This is a genomic window from Citrobacter sp. C1 (assembly GCF_014596895.2).
Taxonomy (GTDB): Bacteria; Pseudomonadota; Gammaproteobacteria; order Enterobacterales; family Enterobacteriaceae; genus Citrobacter; species Citrobacter gillenii.
The window spans coordinates 603,230-623,592 of sequence record NZ_CP115035.1; the positions used below are offsets into that span (position 1 = coordinate 603,230).

Below are 20,363 nucleotides of genomic sequence, written 5' to 3' on the forward strand. Positions count from 1 at the left end.
TTATGTTTTATGAATTAATGACTGTCTGAAGCTGGTGCGGCTTCAATGGCTTTTTCTTCTTTGGTTAGTCCTTTGATGTATTTACTGTATTTCCACCAGGCAAAACCGAGGAAAATAACAATACCACCGACGTTATAGAAAATAATGGTGATAATGTTGCCGCCGGTTGGGAACGTTGAAGCGATAAATCCAATGGTGAACAGGGCAATCAGCATCGATACCACGATAATCCCGGTTTTTTGCGATCCCATGCGGAAGTCGCGCGGTAAGTGGTCCAGCTTGGCGCGCAGATTCAAATAGGCCAGCATAATAAACAGCGGAGGCAGCATGGATGCCGCAGCGGTCATGTTAATGATGGTATTCATTAAATCCTGCACGGTATTCGAACCGAGCGTGGGGATAATCATCAGCGGTATCACGATCAAAAACTGGATCCAGGCTGCGCGAGCGGGAACGCCGTTTTCATTCAGTTCGACGGTTTTCTTGCCAAAAATACCTTCCGGGATTTCGGAGAAGAAAATTTTAACCGGCGTTGCGGTCCACATCAGCAGTGACCCAAACATTGCGGTAAAGGACACCAGACCGACAAAGCGGTTAACCACCAGCTCAGGTAAGCCGAAGTATGCGGCCAGACCGTGGAATACCTGCACCGAGCCACCGGTAAACTTCAGCTCTTTGCTGCTGACAAAAACGTTGATCAGTACTGAGGAGATTGAGTAAAGCACACCGATAAAAATCCCGGCGATAATAATCACTTTCACAAATGATTTTGAGCCACCCTTCACGTCGTTGACGTACACCGCCACGGACTCCGCGCCGCCTGCCGCCATAAAAATCCAGGTCGTAATACCGAGGAAGGCCCAGTTAAAATTCGGGATCATGGCATCCACGGTGATGGGATCGGCAGGCTGTACGCCGCCAACCAACGCAGTCCCCGCCAGTAAAATATAAGACAGCGTCAACAGCAGCATCAGCGTGGAAGTGACGGAGGTAATCGGCCCGAGCATTTTTGCGCCGTTGGTCGAAACCCAGGTTGAGAAGGCAAACAGCACCATACTTAACACGGTGGTAGCGAACGGCGTCAAAATGTATTCGTAGCCTAAAAATGCATAGGAGGCATAGGCGATTACGCGCGGAAGTAACGAGGTAAAAAAGAACAGGTTAACGAACCAGTAGGTGTAGGCGGTAATAAATGCCCAGCGCCCGCCCAGTGAGCTTTTTACCCATGCGTAAACACCGGCTTCGGAGTTTTTGTTCAGCGAAACAAATTCGGCAATGATTAAGCAGAACGGAATAAAGTAGAAAATCGTGGCGAGGAAAAACATCGGTGCAGATGCCAGACCAAGCTCAATATTATTATTGATTACGTTGTTAAAACTATAAACGGCGGCAAAGGTCAGCGACAGTAAGCCGAACTTGCCGATGGTATTACGCTTGGTATCAGACATAGCACATCTCCGATTCCTGATTATTGTAGGGTACTGGCGGCACAACTTCTGTGCCGCCTGTCTTTTTATTTATTATGAAAATAACCATCTTCGATGGTGACTTTGAGTACGACTTTCTTCACCGCGCTATTACAGATAAAGCGGTAGGCTTCGTGGTTGTCGCAAATAACCAGCTGCCCTTCGTGTACTTCTACCGTTTTTCCGCATCCCTTCAGGTATTCGCGATCGGTTTCATCGCGATAGTATTCAACCACCTGTAAATCCTCTTTGGCGGCATACTCAATTTTTTGCTGCCCTTGCAGGTAGTAATGCACCTCAAAGTAACGGCGATGACCGGTAAATAGCGCATCGGTAGCGGAGTCGGTCTCCACGCGGTAAGTGAGCGAATCACCGATGGAATGGGCGACGCCGGGCTGAATGTTGTCGATATTTTCAATCGCCTCAACGCAGCGCTGCCACTTCCGACCTGAAGCGTAGAGTTGTCGGAACTGCTCTAAGTTATCGATGATCCTCATTTTGTATTCTCGCTGTGCAAATTCGTGGAAAAGAACTCCGTGCCAAAGGCGCGATTAGCAGTGGTCTGAACGGTGGCCTCGGTGCCGGAAATGGGCAGCAACGTAAAGCCGTAGTTGAACTCGCGGAACCAGACGCGCCAGGAGTCGAGCACCTCGCTTCCCCAGGAGTTGGAACCCAGGCCCAGTAGCTGATGGTCCAGATTCAGAGTGATGTCATCGCTGCGCTGGAGTTCATTGCAGTGCTGTGCGGCAAAGAGATTTTCGGGCGTATAGCGCCAGGCACTTAAATTGACAGGACGTTGTGGGACGACCAGCAGACCGTTGCCATGGCGGTTGGTCAGCGCTGCCCAGCGCACATCCTGGCGATTGCCGTTGTTTTGGGGGAATGGGTAGTTCTCGAACATCGCATCCACGGTCGAACGCCAGATATCGATAATGTTGGCCTGCTGGCTGTCGGCGTAATTCTCGCCCGGACCACGTCCGTAATACGCGACTTGCCCCAAATCACCGTTGATGCCCATGGTGAAGCCAATGCACGGAATAATGTGCGGATACTCGCCGTAAGGCTGACCGGAAAGCTCAACATTCAGCTGACCGTCGACCGTTACCCGCCAGCGGTAGGTGCAACGCATACCGAAATCAAATACCGGCGGGGCGATGATCGTCTGGCTGGTAATCACCACCGCATTGTCAGTGTGTTCGAGGGCAAAATCCCGCAGATGCTCCTGCATAATCTGTAAATGATTTGGCTGCCAGAGACCTTCGAACTCCTGTTTGTGGTTATCAATCGTCGGCTTGAAGAAATTAATCTTCGGCTCGCGGGTAATGAGCTCTTCGCCATTCACGTTCCAGCTGATCGGCTTCCCGTTCAGCTTTGAGAAGGTTATCGCGAAGTTATAGCCGCGAACGGTGCAGCGCAGGCGATCGTCTTCCAGCGTCAGGGCGCTGGCGTTTTGCTGACTAAACGGCACTGGCGTAGCGGTTCTGGCCTTTAGCGGGAACTGGTAAGTGGCAATATGGTGCCCGGCGTCGCTGTAGGACGTGCGGGAGTCTTTGCTGACGATGACATTGAGAAAGGCTTCCCTCTCATCCAGCGTCGGCAGCATGCAGTGCAGCAGTGCGTCGCTGTTGGGGGCCACGTCGTGAAGTTTAATCCGCTGCGTGGAGAGCGTTTCACCTTCGGCCCGCACTTCAATTTGCAGGGTATAGTCGTCAAGCGTGGTGAACCACAGCTTATTTGCGACACGCAGTTCACCGCGCGTCAGGTCCTTCGCGTAGACCTTCACTGGGGCGATCACCTGCTTATACTCTTTCAGACCCGGTCCCGGTGTTTGATCGGGGTAAATCAGGCCGTCGAGGCAGAAGTTGTAGTTATTCGGGTAGTCGCCGTAGTCACCGCCAAATTTATACCAGACGTTGCCGTTATCATCTTTTGCCTGAATGCCATGGTCGCACCATTCCCAGACATAGTGTCCTTGAATGCAATCGTGCTGGTAAAAGACGTTTTGATATTCCGTCAGCCCGCCGGGGCCGTTACCCATGGCGTGGGCGTATTCGCAGATGATGCGTGGTTTCGGATGCGGATATTCACCAAACTCATTCATCAGCGGCACGCGGGTATACATGGTGGAAATAATGTCCACCACTTCGGCGTCGCGATCTTCTTCGTAATGCACCAGACGCGTGTTATCCAGCGCTTTCGCAGCGTGGTACATGGCACGAATATTACAGCCGTACCCGGATTCGTTGCCCAGTGACCAGATGACGATCGACGGATGGTTTTTCTGTGCGTGGATGTGGCGCACGATGCGCTCAACGTATACCGGTTCCCAGGTCGGATCGTCGGTGATGCGACTGATATCGCCGACGTTGGCGAAGCCGTGGGATTCGACGTCGGTCTCGGCCATCACAAACAGGCCGTAGATATCGCATAGCTCATAGAAGCGCGGATCGTTCGGGTAATGCGCGGTACGCACCGAGTTAATGTTGTGCTGCTTCATCAGCAGCAGATCTTTTTCGACCCGATCCATTCCGACCGCGCGGCCTTTCAGATGATCGTTATCGTGGCGGTTAACACCGTGCAGCATTACGTAGTGGTTGTTGATGTAAAACAGCCCGTCGCGGATCGTAATGTCGCGGAATCCGACGCGCTGCGGAACCACCTCAATAATATTGCCGCTGGCATCTTTTAACGTCATCACTAAATGATAAAGATACGGCGACTCAGCCGACCACTGCTGTGGCGCACTAACCTCGAAATCAAAGGCAGTACGGGTGAGCTTATCGAGAGTCAGATGACTGATAACACCGCTGTGCAGCACCCGCTCACCGTCAAATAAGGTGTATTCCAGCGAGGTCTGTGCCGGTGAGTCGGCAAGGTTTTCCAGCACAATGTCGCAGGAGAGAGTGGCATCGCGGTAGTTATCATCGAACTCGGTACGAAGGGTAAAATCCTGAATGTGGGTCGCCTGCTTGCCCACCAGATAGACGTCGCGGAAGATCCCCGCAGACCACCACATATCCTGGTCTTCAACGTAGGTAGAGTCTGCCCACTGCATCACGCGCACACACAGCAGGTTGTCACCGGTGTGCACCATTGCGCTGATATCAAATTCGGCCGTCAGACGGCTGCCCTTGCTGAAGCCCACGTACTGGCCGTTGACGTACACTTCGAAGTAGGTTTCAACGCCGTCGAACTTAATCAGCGTTTGTTTTCCCTGCCAGCCTTCGCTGAGGGTAAACATCCGCTGATATGCACCGGTCGGGTTATCGGTGGGGACGTAGGGCACATCAATCGGGAACGGGAAACCTTCGTCGGTATATTGCAGCTTGCCGTGTCCTTCCATCTGCCACATGCCGGGGACGGTGATGCTGCCCCAGTCGTGCATATACTGCGACGTAAAGGCTTCTGGCACCTGCAGCGGATGCTCAAAGAACTGAAAATTCCACTGACCGCTCAGCAGTTGAAAAAGGCTGCTGGTTTCACGGGCAAACGAGCGAGCCTGCGCTACCGAGTCATAAGAGAAAAAGTATGCGCGTGGCGCCAGTCGATTTTCGTGGGTGAGCTGAATGTTTTCCCAGCGATTCATAAGGCCTCCCGGTGGAGAGAAATCGGAACCATTCAAAGTGATGGTGAGTAAGTGTCATTGCAGGTGATTTTAGTAAAAGTTTTACTAAAATATAGCGGGTAAGATGATTTACTTTAACTTGATCACGAAAATAACCCGTGCAGAGAAAAACAAGGCATGACAACGCATGCCCGGTATCAGAAGAAACCGGGCGCGAAAAAAGGGAGGTTAGCGGGTGGTGCCGCGCAGTTTCAGCTTGCTGGGCACGAAAACCAGCAGCGGCAGCGCGCGTCCGTCACGGGCTTTTTCAAACAGCAGGTTAACGCCCTGACTGCCCATCATTTCTGAATGGATGCGCACGGTGGACAGCGGAGGGAAGGTGAATCGTGCCGTCGGAATGTCATTGACGCTAATCAGCGAAATATCCTGTGGAATCGCCAGGCCACGTTCGTGAATTGCGCGCAGAACGCCAATGGCGATTGAGTCTGAGGCGACAAACAGGGCGCTGGGATAATCTTCTTTGGCCAGCATTTTTTTCGCCAACTCATAACCTGACGAGCTGGAGAATCCGCCACGATAGATATCGTGTTCCGAGACCACCTGCTGCAGGCGACCGTATTCGACAAACGCGGCCTCGCGGATATCCGCTTTGCCCGGCTCGTCTTCACCGCCGATGAAGCCAATGCGGGTCACGCCCTGGGCGATGAAAAAATCGATACTCTCTTTGCTGATGCGGGTCAGATCGATATCGACGGCATCATAGTCGCTACCGGGTTCATGAAAGTCGATAAAGCAGATGTTGTCGGTCAGCGCGGTTGCTGCAGCGCGCTGGGCAGGAGATGGCTTACCAACGATGAGAATGCCGGTAATATTTTTATGGTCGGGCAACCCGCTGTGTTCATAGCAGTTGGTTAGTTCGATCCCCAGCTTTTCACATTGCGTTTCAATCCCGTGTCGTATAGCGAGATAGTAAGGATCGTTGATTTCCAAATCCTGCTGGTAGCTGTAGAGCGCCAGAATATGCTGGGGGCCGACCGTACTGGTCTGGTGTTTACGCGCGCTGCTGGTTTTGTACTCCAGCTTTTCCGCGATCTCCAGAATGCGACGCTTGGTTTCTTCTTTTACGTTTAGCGTCGGGTCATCATTTAACACCCGGGACACTGTCGCCAGGGATACACGAGCTTCGATTGCGATGTCTTTAAGTGTTGCCATGTTTACCTTTTCCCTGAGTTACCCCCGCATTGTAAATGAAGTGCTTATCTATTCACCTGTTTTCAGTAAAAAAAGTACCTCTAATTGACATATTCACGGTAAAACCCCGCTTTCAGAGTGTGATGGGCGCATCATTTTACGGCTTTTGAGAACAATGCCAGGACGGTTTTTTGCTAACATTTAGTAAAATTTTACCAAAGGAGAAAAGAATGGACACGATCGCATTTACGGATTTCGCCCGAATGGAAATTCGCGTGGGAACAATTACCCAGGTAAAGCGTCATGACAATGCCGATAAACTCTACATCGTTCAGGTCGATGTCGGCGAACGAACGCTGCAAACCGTGACCAGCCTGGTGCCTTACTACCGCGAAGATGAGCTGATGGGGAAAACGGTGGTGGTGCTGTGTAATCTGCAAAAAGCGAAAATGCGCGGCGAAACGTCAGAATGCATGCTGTTGTGTGCGGAAACGGACGATGGCAGTGAAAGCGTGCTGTTGACGCCAGAGCGCGTGATGCCCGCAGGCGTGCGGATTGTGTAAGCGTGTGATGCTGCCGGATGGCGGTTACGCCCTATCCGGCCTACATGTGATCCCGTAGGCCGGAAAAGTGCAGCGCCATCCGGCGTCTGTCACACTTGCTCTACGCTGACGCGTAATGCGGCCAGCGCTTTACGCGTTGAGCGTAATACCAACTCACATTGTTCGATGGTTAACGTGAGCGGCGGTTCGATGCGGATCGTCTTCGCGTTGTTCAGCGTTCCGGCAACCAACACCCGCTGGCGGAACATCTCGCTGGCAAAGTTGTAGCCGATCTCATTATCAACAAATTCGATCGCCATCAGCATGCCTTTACCGCGTACGTCCTGCACCAGATCCGGGTATTCCCGCGCCAGATGTCGGAAGCCATCCAGCAACATATCGCCTTTTTGTTCTGCCTGAGCCGGTAAATTCTGCTCCAGTAGGACATTGATGGTTGCGAGTGCCGCCGCACAGGAAAGCGGGTTGCCGCCAAAGGTGGTGGTGTGCAGGAATGGGTTATCGAACAGCACGGAGAACACCTCTTCGGTAGCGATGGTCGCACCGATAGGCATTACGCCGCCGCCTAGCGCTTTCGCCAGACACATAATGTCGGGCTGCACGTTTTCGTGCTCGCAGGCGAACATCTTGCCAGTACGACCCATGCCGGTTTGCACTTCATCAAGGATCATCAGCGCGCCAAACTCGTCGCACAGTTTGCGCACGGCGGTCAGGTATCCCTGCGGTGGCAGGATCACGCCACCTTCACCCTGAATCGGCTCGAGGATCACGGCAGCTACATCGTCACCGGTCTTTTTACACTCGCTGAGCACGGTACGCATCGCGTCAATGTCACCAAACGGAACATGACGGAAGCCCGGCAGCAATGGCATAAACGGTTTACGGAACGTGGATTTGGCCGTCGCGGACAGTGCGCCCAGCGATTTACCGTGGAACGCGCCGCTGGTGGCAATAAACGTAAATTTGCCGCGTGGCGATTGATAGGCTTTCGCCAGCTTCAGCGCCGCTTCAACCGACTCGGTTCCGCTGTTGCAAAAGAAGCTGTATTTCAGCTTGCCGGGCGCCAGTGCGGCGAGCGTTTTCGCCAACATGGCCCGCAAGGGGTCAAGTAATTCCTGGCTGTGCAGAGGTTGTTTAGCGAGTTGATTCTGTACGGCGGAGACCACTACTGGATTACGGTGCCCCACGTTGAAAATTCCAAAACCGCCCAGGCAGTCAACAAATTCCTGTCCCTGGGTGTCGACAAGCGTATTCAGGCTTCCCGCTTGCCACTCTACGGCTCCGTAATCCCCGCCGGCAGTTACAGATTTTCGATACTCTAAGAACCCCGGATTGACATGCTCTTTGAAGTATTCAATGACCTCTCGGTTAAGTGCTTTCATTTCCTCATGATCAAGCGTTCGCTTTTCGATGAGGTTCAGTGCGTGTGCGCTGCAGGCCAGGGCCGATGCGCTGGAAGGTAACCTGTTCAAAATATGCTCCCGGAGTTCGCGTATCACATGATACTGAATTAAGTATTGCAGGGATTACGCCATCCCGGCGCGCTTAACGAAAATCGGGATAAACACCATGATACATTTCATTTGTGAAACATTTAATGCCAAAAGTTAACATTTGGCGGTATTTTGCCCAGGTTGACTCTCTGAAAACAGGTGAGATACGCGATCTTCTGCGCCAAAAACAGGCAGAAGTTGCACTGTGACGGTGCGCAGAGTGAAGCTTGATTGAATAGTTACAGGATGAAAGTATTTTAAATCAATGAATTAGAAAACATACAAATTCTGAGGTTTAATCGCAAATTGCGATCTAAATCAAATTTAACAACTAAAGATAAAAAAATTATCGCCGAAATAACATATGCCGAAAAAGTTAACAACCAGATAACCTGCATAGGACGCAACCATGTCTTCTGATCCCTACGTTAGTCAGCAGCATACTCCGCTGGATGATGATATTACCCTCATGTCGACTACCGATTTACAAAGCTACATCACTCATGCGAATGACACGTTTGTCCAGGTTAGCGGCTATCAGCTGAGCGAGCTGCTCGGCAAGCCGCATAATCAGGTTCGTCACCCGGACATGCCCAAGGCGGCATTTGCTGATATGTGGTACACGCTGCAACAGGGGGAGCCATGGAGCGGCATTGTAAAAAATCGCTGTAAAAACGGCGATCACTACTGGGTGCGAGCCAATGCGGTGCCGATGGTACGTGAAGGGCGAATGACCGGGTATATGTCGATTCGAACCCGGGCGACGCAGGAGGAGATTGCAGCGGTCGAGCCGTTGTATCAGGCGCTAAATGAAGGACGTTGCAACAAACGCATCCATAAGGGACTCGTGGTGCGTAAAAGTTGGCTGGGAAAGCTGCCGGCGCTGCCGGTTCGCTGGCGGGTGCGCAGCGTGATGACACTGATGTTTGCCGTGCTGGCGGCAGCGTTGCAGCAAATGGGCGCGGCGTGGCCGCTGCTGCTGGTGAGTGCGCTGGTGATGCTGGCGGGTGCGGCGATTTTCGAATGGCAAATTGTACGCCCGATAGAAAATGTCGCCCGCCAGGCGCTGAAAGTGGCGACCGGCGAGCGCAACAGCGTGACGCACCTGAACCGCAGCGATGAGTTGGGCCTGATGCTGCGGGCGGTGGGGCAACTGGGATTAATGTGCCGCTGGCTTATTCACGACGTTTCAAGCCAGGTTTCCTGCGTGCGTAACGACAGCGATACGCTGGCAAAAGGTAGCGATGATTTAAACAAGCACACCCAGCAAACGGTTGAAAACGTGCAGGAAACGGTGACGACGATGAACCAGATGGCGGCGTCGGTGAAGCAAAACTCGGCGACAGCATCTGCGGCTGACAAACTCTCGATTGCCGCCAGCAGTGCGGCAACGCAGGGAGGCGAGGCGATGGAGACGGTGATCAAAACGATGGACGATATCGCCAGCAGCACCCAGCGTATCGGCACCATCACCACGCTGATTAACGATATTGCTTTCCAGACCAATATCCTGGCATTGAATGCGGCGGTTGAAGCGGCGCGAGCGGGCGAGCAGGGGAAAGGGTTTGCCGTCGTGGCAGGGGAAGTACGCCATCTTGCCAGCCGGAGCGCCAGTGCGGCGAATGACATCCGCAAGCTGATTGATGCCAGTGCCGACAAGGTGCGGTCCGGATCCAGCCAGGTTCACGCCGCTGGCCGCACGATGGACGACATTGTGGCGCAGGTACAGAACGTCACCCAGCTGATTGCACAAATCAGCCATTCGACGCTGGAACAAGCGGACGGGCTGAGCAGCCTGACCCGTGCGGTGAATGAGTTGAGCAATATTACGCAGAAAAATGCCGAGCTGGTTGAAGAGAGCGCGCAAATTTCTGTGCGGGTGAAACATCGCGCCGGGCGCCTGGAAGATGCGGTGACGGTGCTGCATTAAGCGCAGCTATTCAGGCGGAACACCGGGTTCCGCCCGATGACCCGATTAATCCAGTTGAGCGATATCCAGCGCTGCGCGATCGATAATACCGATGATTTTTTTGATCTGCGCATCGCTGGTGTCACCGTGATTGACCCGCAGATCCAGTACGGCTTTGAAGTTTTCCAGCGCGCGTTTCATCTGCGGGTTTTTACGTAATTCAAAGCCAACGCAGCGTGCTTTAACGCGTTCATGAATAAGCGCCAGATGCTCGCGATTTTCCTCCAGCCACTGCTGGCCTTGCGCCGTGATCGTGATCTGTTTACGCCCACCTTCCTCTTCGCTGATGACAATCAGCTCTTGATCCTGCAAGAAATCCAGCGTCGGATAAATCACCCCTGGACTCGGCGTGTAGTGGCCCTGGGTCAGCGTTTCGATGGCTTTGATCAGCTCATAGCCGTGGCTGGCATCGCGGGTCAAAATATCCAGAATCACCAGGCGTAATTCGCCGTGACCGAAGAAACGCTGACGACGCCCGCCGCCACCGCGACCATGGCGATGCCCGCAGCCGTGCTCGTGGTGATGTCCTTCACTGTTGCAGCCTTCGTGGCGATGTTCTTCGCCTTTGCAGCAACCTTCGTGTGGGTGATCTGCATGTTTGCAGCAACCGTCATGGTGGTTTTGCATGGTAGTCTCCAGATGTTGTTTCGATATATCTAATTTATATCTAAAAGTTATGACTTTGCAAGTGTGTGATAGAATGGTGTTTTAATTGATTGATTTCTATGTAAATTATCATCAGTGATGAGAAGGGGGTTTTACGCTGTGAGTGTATCAAAAAAATGCTTGCAATCTTTGTTATTAGCAATCATTATCATTTGAATATTAATTTAGATATATCGTATTATCCTCACGAAGGCGAAAAATGACAAAAAACACCTCACGCTACCCCCAGCGCGTTCGTAATGAACTGCGCTTCCGTGAACTTACCGTCCTGCGCGTTGAGCGTATCAGCGCAGGTTTTCAGCGCATCGTGCTGGGCGGGGAGGCGCTGGACGGCTTCAGCTCACGCGGCTTTGATGACCACGCCAAAGTTTTCTTTCCTGAGCCAGGCAGCCATTTTGTGCCGCCGGTGGTTACCGATGAGGGCATCGTCTGGGCTGACGGTGTGCGCCCTGCGTCCCGGGATTACACGCCGCTATACGATGATGCGCGTCATGAACTGGCGCTGGATTTTTATATTCATGACGGTGGCGTGGCGAGTACGTGGGCGATGCATGCCCGTGCAGGGGATACACTGACGATTGGCGGACCGCGCGGCTCGCTGGTGGTACCGGAAGAGTATGCGTATCAGGTTTATGTGTGCGATGAATCGGGAATGCCCGCATTGCGCCGTCGCCTGGAAGCGCTCAGTCGTTTAGCGCGACGCCCGAACGTCACGGCGCTGGTAAGCGTGCAGGATGCGGCGTATCAGGACTACCTTGCCCATCTGGATGGGTTTGCTATCCAGTGGTTTGTCGGGCATGACGAACAGGCGGTGGATGACGCGCTGGCTCGGCTGACGGTGCCTGCAGACGATTATTTCATCTGGGTAACCGGCGAAGGGAAAGTGGTAAAAAATTTGAGCGCCCGCTTTGAAACCGAGGCGTTTGACCCGCAGCGGGTGCGTGCGGCAGCCTACTGGCATCAGCGGAAAGCGGCTGATTAATAATTTGACGGCGGAACGCCAAATGCCTGGCGGAACGCGTAGCTAAACGCCGCGGTGCTTGAATACCCCACGTCGAGCGCCACGGCGGTAACGCTTTTATTTTTCTTCAGCATTAACACCGATTCCAGAATACGCATCTTTTGCTTCCAGACGCTGAACGGTAACCCGGTTTCTTTTTTGAAATGACGCGAGAAAGTCCGGGCGGACATGCCAAGATGATTAGCCCAGTACTCCACCGAGTGTTCCCGTGCGGGAGATTCCTGTATTGTCCGGCACACTTTTGTTAATTCTGCATCCTGCGGCCAGGGTAATACAAAGGCGACTTCCGGTAATTGCAAAATAATATCGACCAGCACGCTCACCAGTTTTCCTTCTTTTGACTGGCTATCATAATGGCCTGAAATGACGTTGGTGGCGTAATGAATAAACTCTCTGGCGAAATCACTGATCGCCACCACTTTACACTCGTCGATGCGCTTCTCAAGAAAGCCTGGCTTAATATCCAGATTCTCTAAATACACGTCATCCAGCGCCCATACCGCATGCTCAATATTATTCGGGATCCAGATACCGTAATGTGCGGGAATTATCCAGCATTTACCGGCGACATCAATGCGCATGCTGCCCTTACGGGCGAAATGAAACTGGGTAAATGCGTGTGAATGCGGTGGAACATGGTTATTCGCTTCAAGGACATAAGAACGAAAGTACACGTCCTGCGGCAGTTCCGCCATTGAATCATCCGGGAAAGAACTCCACTGTTTTTGCCTGAGGGTGTCCATAAAAAATACCTGATACTTCCGGTGATGTGGCTTCTGTTCGATAGATCTTGTCCGCAAATCATAATACATACACCCTGTTTTCCATAATAATCTTGCGTAAGAATTATTCGTCCACCTTTGGTAAATACCATGAATTCGCTGTGTTCTGATGCTGTCATCGTCAATGAAACAAATGATAACTGGACCCGAATGGGGAAAGACCTGCTCCAGCAGGCTGATATCCAGATTAATGGTTCGCGCGCCTGGGACATTCAACTTCACCATGCCGGTTTCTTTAAACGGGTGCTGCAACAAGGCTCGTTAGGGCTGGGTGAAAGCTATATGGAAGGCTGGTGGGATTGCGAGCGGCTCGATATTCTGTTCTGCAAAATCCTTAAAGCAAAACTCGACCAAAAAATGCCGGGCAATCTGAAAGATATTTTACGCATTGCCAGCGCGCGTTTGTTTAATCTGCAATCACGCAGCCGTGCCTGGATTGTCGGCAAAGAACACTACGATATAGGTAACGATCTTTTCGCCCTGATGCTTGATCCCCACATGCAATATTCCTGCGGCTACTGGAAAGACGCGACAACATTAGACGACGCGCAGAATGCCAAATTAAAAATGATTTGTGAGAAGCTGCAATTGCAACCGGGCATGCGTTTGCTGGATATCGGTTGTGGCTGGGGCGGGCTGGCTGAATATGCCGCACGCCATTATGGCGTAGCGGTAGACGGGGTTACCATCTCGAAAGAACAGCAGAAAATGGCGCAGCAGCGCTGTGACGGGCTGGATGTCACTATTCTGCTGCAGGATTATCGCGACCTCGATAAACACTATGATCGTATTGTCTCCGTGGGGATGTTTGAACACGTGGGCCCGAAAAACTACGACACCTATTTCAGTATTGCCGACCGCTGCTTAAAACCCGATGGATTGTTCCTGCTGCATACCATTGGCAGCAATAAAAAAGGGATGAGTGTGGATCCGTGGATCAATAAATATATCTTCCCAAACGGCTGTTTACCGGCGATTTCCCACATTGCCGAGGCCAGCGAATCGCGGTTTGTGATGGAGGACTGGCATAACTTCGGCAGCGACTACGATAAAACGCTGATGGCCTGGCATGAACGGTTTAACCAGGCATGGCCGACGCTGTCGTCGCGTTATTCCGCGACCTTCAAAAGGATGTTTAATTACTATTTATGCGCGTGTGCTGGGGCATTCCGTGCCAGAGATATCGAGCTTTGGCAGGTGCTGTTTAGCCGGGGCGTAGAGGGCGGACTTCGCGTTTATCGTTAATGTTTTGCCGGATATCAGCGCAAGCGCCTTATCCGGCCTACAAAAGCGAGCAAACCGTAGGCCTGATAAGCGAAGCGCCATCAGGCATTTCTTCGCCGGATATCAGCGCAAGCGCCTTATCCGGCCTACAAAAGTGAGCAAACCGTAGGCCTGATAAGCGAAGCGCCATCAGGCATTGATAACCCGTAGAACGAAGAACTTAGCCCAACTCACTCTCTGCCAGCGCTTTAAACACCATTGCCACCGCGTGTGCGCCGGGGTCCATATTACCAAGCAGGCTATCACTGCTGAGATACGACGCGCGCCCGGCGTTGGCTTTGCTCGACAGGCAGGTCCGTTCTGCGCCTGCCAGCGCAGCGTCATAGGCGGCTTGCAGGTTATGTGGTTGTGCCAGTAGCGATGTTAGCGCGGGCTGCAGCGCATCAATCATCGTACGATCGCCTTCATCTGCACCACCGTAGAACTTCATCTGGGCGAGCCCCGTATTTAGCGCATCGGCGACCCCGGCACCCTGCTCCAGCTTTTGTCCGGCAGCGGTGAAGAAAATTGACATCAATACGCCGCTGGAGCCCCCCATGACCACGGTCAGGCGCTCGCCAATCAGTGCAAACAACGTGGCAAGGTTAGCCAGCGGAAGCTGCTGGTGATGTAGCAGGTCGGCAATTTCACGCGCACCTGCGGCAAAGGTTGACCCGGTATCGCCGTCGCCGACTTTCGCATCCAGCGCATTGAGGTGCGCTTCAAGATTGGCGAGCGTTGCGGTGACTTGCTCAATAATCCCGGCAACCTGTTCGTTAGCCGAAGGCTGAAATTCCACGCGTGCACTGCGCTGAGATGACGGCACGGTCGTGATGTCACGTGGGGGCACGGGCGTTGACCAGTTACTGGTTTCCACTTCGGTCAACAGCGCTTTTTCGATGCTTTCTTCCAGCACCATGGCGGTCAGCGAGAAGCCTTTCATATCCAGCGCGGTGACCAGCGAGGCCGGGCCAATCAGCCAGTCGATACGTTCGTGCAGCGGGCTGTTGGCCAGTTCGCGGGTAATGATGGCCATTTCGGCAACGGAAACGCCGCCGAGGTTATTGATCATCACTGCCAGACGGCCGGTTTCCGGCAGGGCGGCCATCAGCGTCTCTACCATCAGATTAACCACCTGCGCGCTGTTTTGCGTGTCAATCACCGACGCACCCGGCTCGCCGTGAATGCCCATGCCCAGCTCTGCATGGCCCGGATGGTGACGCGGAGCCTCGTCGGTCTCCTGTGGCAAATGACAGCTGGAGAGTGCGACGCCCAGGCTGAAGGTGTTGTTCGCCGCATACTGTGCTTCACGCAGCACGGTAGCGAGGTTGTAGCCACGTTCGGCGAAATAGCCGGCAACTTTGTGCACCAGGATGGTGCCAGCGATCCCGCGTGGGTGCTTGTTATCCGGTAGCGAAATGTCGTCGCCGACGATCAGCATTTCGACGTTATAACCGAGCCGACGCGCTTTCTCGGCGGCCAGGCCAAAATTTAGGCGATCGCCGGTGTAGTTCTTCACGATCAGCAGGCAGCCTGCCTCACCGGTCACCGCCTGAATGGCGGTCAGTACCGCATCGACGCTCGGCGAAGCAAACACGTCACCGCAAACCGCGGCAGTTAACATGCCTTTACCGATAAATCCAACGTGGGCGGGTTCGTGACCTGAGCCACCGCCGGAGATCACTGCGACGTTCTCTTTGTTGAGATCGCGACGCACTACGATGCGGATGGCCGGATCGCTCTCCAGGCGTGCCAGGTTATTCCACGGACTGGCGATAATCGTACCGTCGATGACATCGTTAACGAGATGGGTACGCTGGTTAAAAAAGAATTGAGACATAACGGCTCCGGCAGGTTGAGTATTAAACAAACCCCCGAATGCATGGTCATGGTAGCGGAGGCGATGGAGAGATTCTGGCCGAGTCAGCGCGGAAAAAAACTCAAGTAAAATGAGTTTCATTTCGGAACGTAAAAATTGTTTTTTGTTCCTAAATGGAACGTAATGACGAGTGGAAATGGCTAAATGCGAACCCACGCGGCTTTTTTCACCGGCCGTCAGGGCGGGCTGTTCGGGACAGAGCGCTTTTTTTTGCCGGTTATTCTGGCGTTAGATAACAAAAAGGCGAAACCGGGCCTCTGTGCGTGACAGAAATATGGGCTAAAGGAACGGATCGGGATCGCAAACCTTATCTTTTTTAGGGTTAATTGTTTCAATGTGGAACGTATGTTCTTTTTATCCGTTTCATATCAGAACAAAAAGACGAATGATTTTTTTGTGCTCGCCTCGCCATACAGTGATTGCATCGCTCCGGTAGCGCTTTGTTTTCGCCGTTAGCATCAGGCTAAACAGGTCAATGCCAGGGCTCATCATGTCAAAACATGTACTTATTTGAGGATGAAAGGAATGCTAAACGTTATTCAATCTCCAGCCAAATATCTCCAGGGCCCTGATGCATCTATCTTATTTGGTCAATATGCTAAAAATCTGGCGGACAGCTTTTTTGTGATTGCGGATGATTTCGTGATGAATCTGGCGGGAGAGAAAGTGCTCAATGGCCTGCATAATCACGATATTAGCTGCCATGCGGAACGCTTTAACGGCGAATGCAGCCATGTGGAAATTAATCGTTTGATTGCCATTCTGAAGCAACACGGTTGCCGTGGCGTGGTCGGGATCGGCGGCGGCAAAACGCTGGATACCGCCAAAGCGATTGGCTATTACCAGAAGCTGCCGGTGGTGGTGATCCCGACCATCGCCTCGACCGATGCGCCAACCAGCGCGCTGTCGGTCATTTATACCGAAGCCGGTGAGTTTGAAGAGTATCTGATCTACCCGAAAAACCCGGATATGGTGGTGATGGATACCGCGATTATCGCTAAAGCGCCGGTGCGTTTGTTGGTTGCCGGGATGGGCGATGCGCTCTCTACCTGGTTTGAAGCGAAGGCCTGTTATGACGCCCGCGCGACCAGCATGGCGGGTGGACAGTCCACCGTGGCAGCATTGAGCCTGGCGCGCCTGTGTTATGATACGTTGTTGGCAGAAGGCGAAAAAGCCCGCTGCGCGGCGCAGGCAGGCGTCGTAACTGATGCGCTGGAGCGCATTGTGGAAGCGAACACCTATCTTAGCGGTATTGGTTTTGAAAGCAGCGGCCTCGCGGGGGCGCATGCGATTCATAACGGCTTTACGATTCTGGAAGAGTGCCACCATTTGTACCATGGCGAAAAAGTCGCGTTTGGCACGCTGGCACAGCTGGTGTTGCAGAACAGCCCGATGGAAGAGATCGAAACCGTGCTGGCGTTCTGTCAGAAAGTCGGCCTGCCGGTCACCCTGGCGCAAATGGGCGTGAAAGACGGCATTGACGATAAAATTCATGCTGTTGCCAAAGCCACCTGCGCAGAAGGTGAAACCATTCACAACATGCCGTTCCCGGTGACGCCTGAAAGCGTGCATGCCGCTATTCTGACGGCAGACCTGTTGGGACAGCAGTGGCTGGCGCGTTAATCAGACATCAGTAACGCTCTGCGCCGGCATTTTCTCCCCTCTGACCGTCTCTGTCGGAGGGGGTGTCCAGGGTAAAACAGCGGAAAGGAATATGACGGCGCACACTCAGAACATTGGAAAGGACGTCTCTTCGGTTATTGCCCAGTCATGGCACCGTTGCAGTAAGTTTATGCAGCGGGAAACCTGGCAGGCGCCGCATCAGGCGCAAGGGCTGACGTTTGCCTCGATTTGCCGCCGCAAGACTGCGCTGGTGACGATTGCTCAGGCCGCACTGGAAGACGCCTGGGAGTTTATGGATGGTCGTCCCTGTGCACTGTTTATCCTCGATGAGTCCGCCTGTATTCTCAGCCGCTGCGGCGATCCACAGACGGTGGAACAGCTGGCGGAGCTGGGTTTTCTCGACGGCAGCTACTGTGCGGAGAGTATTATTGGTAGCTGTGCGCTGTCGCTGGCGACTATGCCGGGGCAGCCAACAAAAACTTCAGGCGATCAGCACTTTAAAAAAGCGCTACATCCGTGGTCGTTCTGCTCAACGCCGGTATTTGATAACCACGGGCGACTGTTTGGCTCCATCTCGCTGTGCTGCCTGGTGGAACATGAGTCCGTTTCCGATCTCTCCCTGACGCTGGCGATTGCCAGAGAGGTAGGCAATTCGTTGCTGACCGACAGCCTGTTGGCTGAATCTAATCGCCATCTGAATCAGATGTACGGGCTGCTGGAGAGCATGGATGATGGCGTGATGGCATGGAACGAACAGGGTGTGCTGCAGTTCCTCAATGCGCGTGCCGCCATGCTGTTGCATCTGGATGTGCAGGCCAGTCAGGGGAAAAATCTTCATGACCTGGTGAATATGCCGATGCTGTTGCGCCGGGCAATCAAACATGCTCGTGGCCTCAATCACGTCGAAGTCACCTTTGAGAGCCAGCACCAGTTTGTTGATGCGGTGATCACTTTAAAGCCGATTGTGGAAGAGCAGGGCAACAGCTTTATTCTGCTGCTGCATCCGGTCGAGCAAATGCGCCAGCTGATGACCAGTCAGTTGGGCAAAGTAAGCCATACTTTTGAGCAGATGTCGGCGGACGATCCGGAAACCCGACGGCTGATCCATTTTGGTCGCCAGGCGGCGAGGGGAAGTTTTCCGATCCTGCTGTGCGGCGAAGAGGGCGTCGGTAAAGAGCTGCTCAGTCAGGCGATCCACAATGAAAGTGAACGGGCCAGCGGCCCGTATATCGCCGTTAACTGTCAGCTGTATGCCAACAGCGTGCTGGGACAGGATTTTATGGGCAGCGCGCCAACCGATGATGAAAACGGCCGACTGAGCCGCCTTGAACTGGCGAACGGCGGTACGCTGTTTCTGGAAAAAATCGAATATTTGGCACCGGAGTTACAGTCTGCATTATTGCAGGTGATCAAGCAGGGGGTGCTGACCCGTCTCGACGCTCGACGCCTGATCCCGGTGGATGTGAAAGTGATCGCCACCACCACGGTCGATCTTGCCAATCTGGTGGAACAAAACCGCTTTAGTCGTCAGCTGTATTACGCGCTGCACTCGTTTGAAATCGTTATTCCGCCGCTGCGCGCGCGGCGCAACAGCATTCCGGCGCTGATTTATACTCGCCTGAACAGCCTGAAAAAACGCTTTTCATCCAGCCTGAAGGTGGATGATGACGCGCTGGCGCAACTGGTGGCCTATTCGTGGCCGGGTAATGATTTCGAGCTGAACAGCATTATCGAGAACATCGCCATCAGCAGCGAGAATGGCCATATTCGCCTGAGCAACCTGCCAGATTATCTGTTTGCCGAACGACCGGGTATGGATACGACATCTTCGCTGCTGCCTGCCAGCCTGACGTTTACCGCCATCGAAAAAGAGGCGATTATCCACGCCGCCCGCGTCACCAGCGGGCGCGTGCAGGAGATGTCGCAGCTGCTGAACATTGGGCGCACCACGCTGTGGCGCAAGATGAAGCAGTACGACATCGACGCCAGCCAGTTTAAGCGCAAACATCTGGAGTAGTTTCTTCGATTCTGGCCATCGAAAAGAGCGCGTCGGACAAGCGATTGATGTACCGCTTTAGTTCGTCGCGCACGGCGAGCGTTCTGTCCATCGCCGTGAGAATACGCTCCAGTCGACGTGCCAGCGTGCGCGCTACGTGTAGTTGTGCAGAAGCGAGGTTTTTCCCCGGAATGACAAACTCTTTCAGCGGGCCGCTGTGCGCCATATTGCGGTCGATCAGCCGCTCCAGTCTCTGAATATCTTCATCGCTAATCGTCTGCTTCAGACGAGTGATCCCTTTATCGTCGCTGGCGAGTTCCGCACCCAGCACAAACAGCGTCTTCTGGACGGTATGCAGATCCTCGCGTAGCTCGGTCTGGTGGGTTGTGGCATAGCATACGCCCAGCTGGGAAATCAGTTCATCTACCGTGCCATAGGCGTTAACGCGGATGTCGTCTTTGTCGATGCGGCTGCCGCCAAACAGCGCGGTGGTGCCTTTATCGCCGGTTCGGGTATAGATGCGATACATTTATGTTATCTCACTGAAGGGAAGCACGTTGACCAGTTGGCCTGCGTTGGCGCCGAGCGTGCGGATCTGCTCGATCCCGGCGGCGATATGCCCGCAGATCAGCGCCCGATCCTCGGGCAACTGGGCATGCGTTAAGGCAATCTCGCCGCTTACGCTGAGGCCGAGACCTACGCGCAGCGCCGAGCTTTTTGCTGCCCGTCTGCTGAGCGCCAGCGCGCTGGTGCTGTCGTTGCAGCTGATGGCCCGGCACGGGACGCCTTGCTCTTCCAGCCCCCAGCATAGTTCATCAAGCACGCCGGAATCCTGCCAGCATGGGTGATAAAACAGGTTTACGCTCGGTGATGAAAGTGGCATCGCGTC

The 20,363-nt window shown here is 53.4% G+C and carries 15 protein-coding genes and 1 pseudogene; 6 read left to right on the forward strand and 10 right to left on the reverse strand.

Going from position 1 to position 20,363, the window contains the following annotated elements:
• Window positions 1–14 precede the first annotated feature (14 nt).
• The 4 genes from IB214_RS02990 to ebgR all read right to left on the reverse strand — a co-directional run bounded on the left by IB214_RS02990 (window position 15) and on the right by ebgR (window position 6,243).
• Window positions 15–1,448 carry an amino acid permease gene (locus IB214_RS02990; RefSeq protein WP_096755593.1) on the reverse strand — a complete coding sequence of 478 codons (1,434 nt, stop codon included), beginning with the start codon at window positions 1,446–1,448 and terminating at the stop codon, window positions 15–17.
• A 65-nt stretch (window positions 1,449–1,513) separates the two neighbouring features.
• Window positions 1,514–1,963, reverse strand: coding sequence for a beta-galactosidase subunit beta (locus tag IB214_RS02995; RefSeq protein ID WP_115257437.1), 450 nt, complete (start codon window positions 1,961–1,963; stop codon window positions 1,514–1,516).
• Window positions 1,960–5,052 carry a beta-galactosidase subunit alpha gene (ebgA, locus tag IB214_RS03000; protein WP_117342707.1) on the reverse strand — a complete coding sequence of 1,031 codons (3,093 nt, stop codon included), beginning with the start codon at window positions 5,050–5,052 and terminating at the stop codon, window positions 1,960–1,962. Before ebgA ends, IB214_RS02995 begins: the two co-directional genes overlap by 4 nt.
• 207 nt (window positions 5,053–5,259) lie before the next feature.
• Window positions 5,260–6,243, reverse strand: a complete 984-nt coding sequence (gene ebgR / locus IB214_RS03005; protein ID WP_096755596.1) for a transcriptional regulator EbgR — start codon at window positions 6,241–6,243, stop codon at window positions 5,260–5,262.
• A 209-nt stretch (window positions 6,244–6,452) separates the two neighbouring features.
• Here ebgR and IB214_RS03010 point away from each other — a divergent pair, with 209 nt between their 5' ends.
• Window positions 6,453–6,785 carry a tRNA-binding protein gene (locus tag IB214_RS03010; protein WP_115257439.1) on the forward strand — a complete coding sequence of 111 codons (333 nt, stop codon included), beginning with the start codon at window positions 6,453–6,455 and terminating at the stop codon, window positions 6,783–6,785.
• A gap of 89 nt (window positions 6,786–6,874) precedes the next feature.
• On the opposite strand, the gene ygjG is transcribed toward IB214_RS03010, so the two are convergent.
• Entirely contained in the window at window positions 6,875–8,254 is a 1,380-nt protein-coding gene (gene ygjG / locus IB214_RS03015; RefSeq protein WP_167456048.1) for a putrescine aminotransferase, read from the reverse strand.
• A 430-nt stretch (window positions 8,255–8,684) separates the two neighbouring features.
• Here ygjG and IB214_RS03020 point away from each other — a divergent pair, with 430 nt between their 5' ends.
• Entirely contained in the window at window positions 8,685–10,205 is a 1,521-nt protein-coding gene (locus IB214_RS03020) for a PAS domain-containing methyl-accepting chemotaxis protein (RefSeq protein ID WP_117342706.1), read from the forward strand.
• Between the two features lie 45 nt (window positions 10,206–10,250).
• Here the strand turns inward: IB214_RS03020 and IB214_RS03025 are convergent, their stop codons facing one another.
• On the reverse strand, window positions 10,251–10,871 hold the full coding sequence (locus IB214_RS03025) for a PadR family transcriptional regulator (protein WP_115257441.1): 621 nt from the start codon (window positions 10,869–10,871) through the stop codon (window positions 10,251–10,253).
• 238 nt (window positions 10,872–11,109) lie between these two features.
• Between IB214_RS03025 and IB214_RS03030 the strand changes: the two genes are divergently transcribed.
• The gene (locus IB214_RS03030) at window positions 11,110–11,892 is read left to right on the forward strand and encodes a siderophore-interacting protein (RefSeq protein ID WP_117342705.1); all 783 of its coding nucleotides are present in this window, start codon (window positions 11,110–11,112) and stop codon (window positions 11,890–11,892) included.
• On the opposite strand, the pseudogene IB214_RS03035 reads toward IB214_RS03030, so the two are convergent.
• A pseudogene (locus IB214_RS03035) lies at window positions 11,889–12,736 on the reverse strand (helix-turn-helix transcriptional regulator). The gene IB214_RS03030 and the pseudogene IB214_RS03035 sit on opposite strands and share 4 nt — an antisense overlap.
• 67 nt (window positions 12,737–12,803) lie before the next feature.
• Here IB214_RS03035 and cfa point away from each other — a divergent pair.
• On the forward strand, window positions 12,804–13,958 hold the full coding sequence (gene cfa / locus IB214_RS03040) for a cyclopropane fatty acyl phospholipid synthase (RefSeq protein ID WP_096755602.1): 1,155 nt from the start codon (window positions 12,804–12,806) through the stop codon (window positions 13,956–13,958).
• 199 nt (window positions 13,959–14,157) lie between these two features.
• Here cfa and IB214_RS03045 read toward each other — a convergent pair whose 3' ends face one another.
• Window positions 14,158–15,816 (reverse strand): glycerone kinase, encoded by a 1,659-nt coding sequence (locus tag IB214_RS03045; RefSeq protein ID WP_117342704.1) that lies wholly within the window; start codon window positions 15,814–15,816, stop codon window positions 14,158–14,160.
• 564 nt (window positions 15,817–16,380) lie between these two features.
• On the opposite strand from IB214_RS03045, the gene IB214_RS03050 reads away from it, so the two are divergent.
• Together IB214_RS03050 and dhaR are read left to right on the forward strand one after the other, a co-directional pair.
• Complete coding sequence (locus IB214_RS03050; protein ID WP_115257445.1) at window positions 16,381–17,478, forward strand: glycerol dehydrogenase; 1,098 nt, start codon at window positions 16,381–16,383, stop codon at window positions 17,476–17,478.
• 91 nt (window positions 17,479–17,569) lie between these two features.
• Window positions 17,570–19,495 carry a dihydroxyacetone kinase operon transcriptional regulator DhaR gene (gene dhaR / locus IB214_RS03055; protein ID WP_117342703.1) on the forward strand — a complete coding sequence of 642 codons (1,926 nt, stop codon included), beginning with the start codon at window positions 17,570–17,572 and terminating at the stop codon, window positions 19,493–19,495.
• Here the strand turns inward: dhaR and IB214_RS03060 are convergent.
• Together IB214_RS03060 and IB214_RS03065 are read right to left on the reverse strand one after the other, a co-directional pair.
• Window positions 19,473–20,003, reverse strand: coding sequence for a cob(I)yrinic acid a,c-diamide adenosyltransferase (locus IB214_RS03060; protein WP_117342702.1), 531 nt, complete (start codon window positions 20,001–20,003; stop codon window positions 19,473–19,475). The two genes, dhaR and IB214_RS03060, sit on opposite strands and share 23 nt — an antisense overlap.
• Window positions 20,004–20,357, reverse strand: coding sequence for a glycerol dehydratase reactivase beta/small subunit family protein (locus IB214_RS03065; protein WP_117342701.1), 354 nt, complete (start codon window positions 20,355–20,357; stop codon window positions 20,004–20,006). It lies immediately after the preceding gene.
• Window positions 20,358–20,363: the final 6 nt, after the last annotated feature.

Coding starts and splice junctions, on each gene's coding strand:
- IB214_RS03020 (WP_117342706.1), top strand. CDS start 8,685: ATGTCTTCTGATCCCTACGTTAGTCAGCAGCATACTCCGCTGGATGAT.
- ebgR (WP_096755596.1), bottom strand. CDS start 6,243: ATGGCAACACTTAAAGACATCGCAATCGAAGCTCGTGTATCCCTGGCG.
- IB214_RS03010 (WP_115257439.1), top strand. CDS start 6,453: ATGGACACGATCGCATTTACGGATTTCGCCCGAATGGAAATTCGCGTG.
- IB214_RS03045 (WP_117342704.1), bottom strand. CDS start 15,816: ATGTCTCAATTCTTTTTTAACCAGCGTACCCATCTCGTTAACGATGTC.
- IB214_RS02990 (WP_096755593.1), bottom strand. CDS start 1,448: ATGTCTGATACCAAGCGTAATACCATCGGCAAGTTCGGCTTACTGTCG.
- IB214_RS03060 (WP_117342702.1), bottom strand. CDS start 20,003: ATGTATCGCATCTATACCCGAACCGGCGATAAAGGCACCACCGCGCTG.
- dhaR (WP_117342703.1), top strand. CDS start 17,570: ATGACGGCGCACACTCAGAACATTGGAAAGGACGTCTCTTCGGTTATT.
- IB214_RS02995 (WP_115257437.1), bottom strand. CDS start 1,963: ATGAGGATCATCGATAACTTAGAGCAGTTCCGACAACTCTACGCTTCA.
- IB214_RS03050 (WP_115257445.1), top strand. CDS start 16,381: ATGCTAAACGTTATTCAATCTCCAGCCAAATATCTCCAGGGCCCTGAT.
- cfa (WP_096755602.1), top strand. CDS start 12,804: ATGAATTCGCTGTGTTCTGATGCTGTCATCGTCAATGAAACAAATGAT.
- ebgA (WP_117342707.1), bottom strand. CDS start 5,052: ATGAATCGCTGGGAAAACATTCAGCTCACCCACGAAAATCGACTGGCG.
- IB214_RS03065 (WP_117342701.1), bottom strand. CDS start 20,357: ATGCCACTTTCATCACCGAGCGTAAACCTGTTTTATCACCCATGCTGG.
- IB214_RS03025 (WP_115257441.1), bottom strand. CDS start 10,871: ATGCAAAACCACCATGACGGTTGCTGCAAACATGCAGATCACCCACAC.
- IB214_RS03030 (WP_117342705.1), top strand. CDS start 11,110: ATGACAAAAAACACCTCACGCTACCCCCAGCGCGTTCGTAATGAACTG.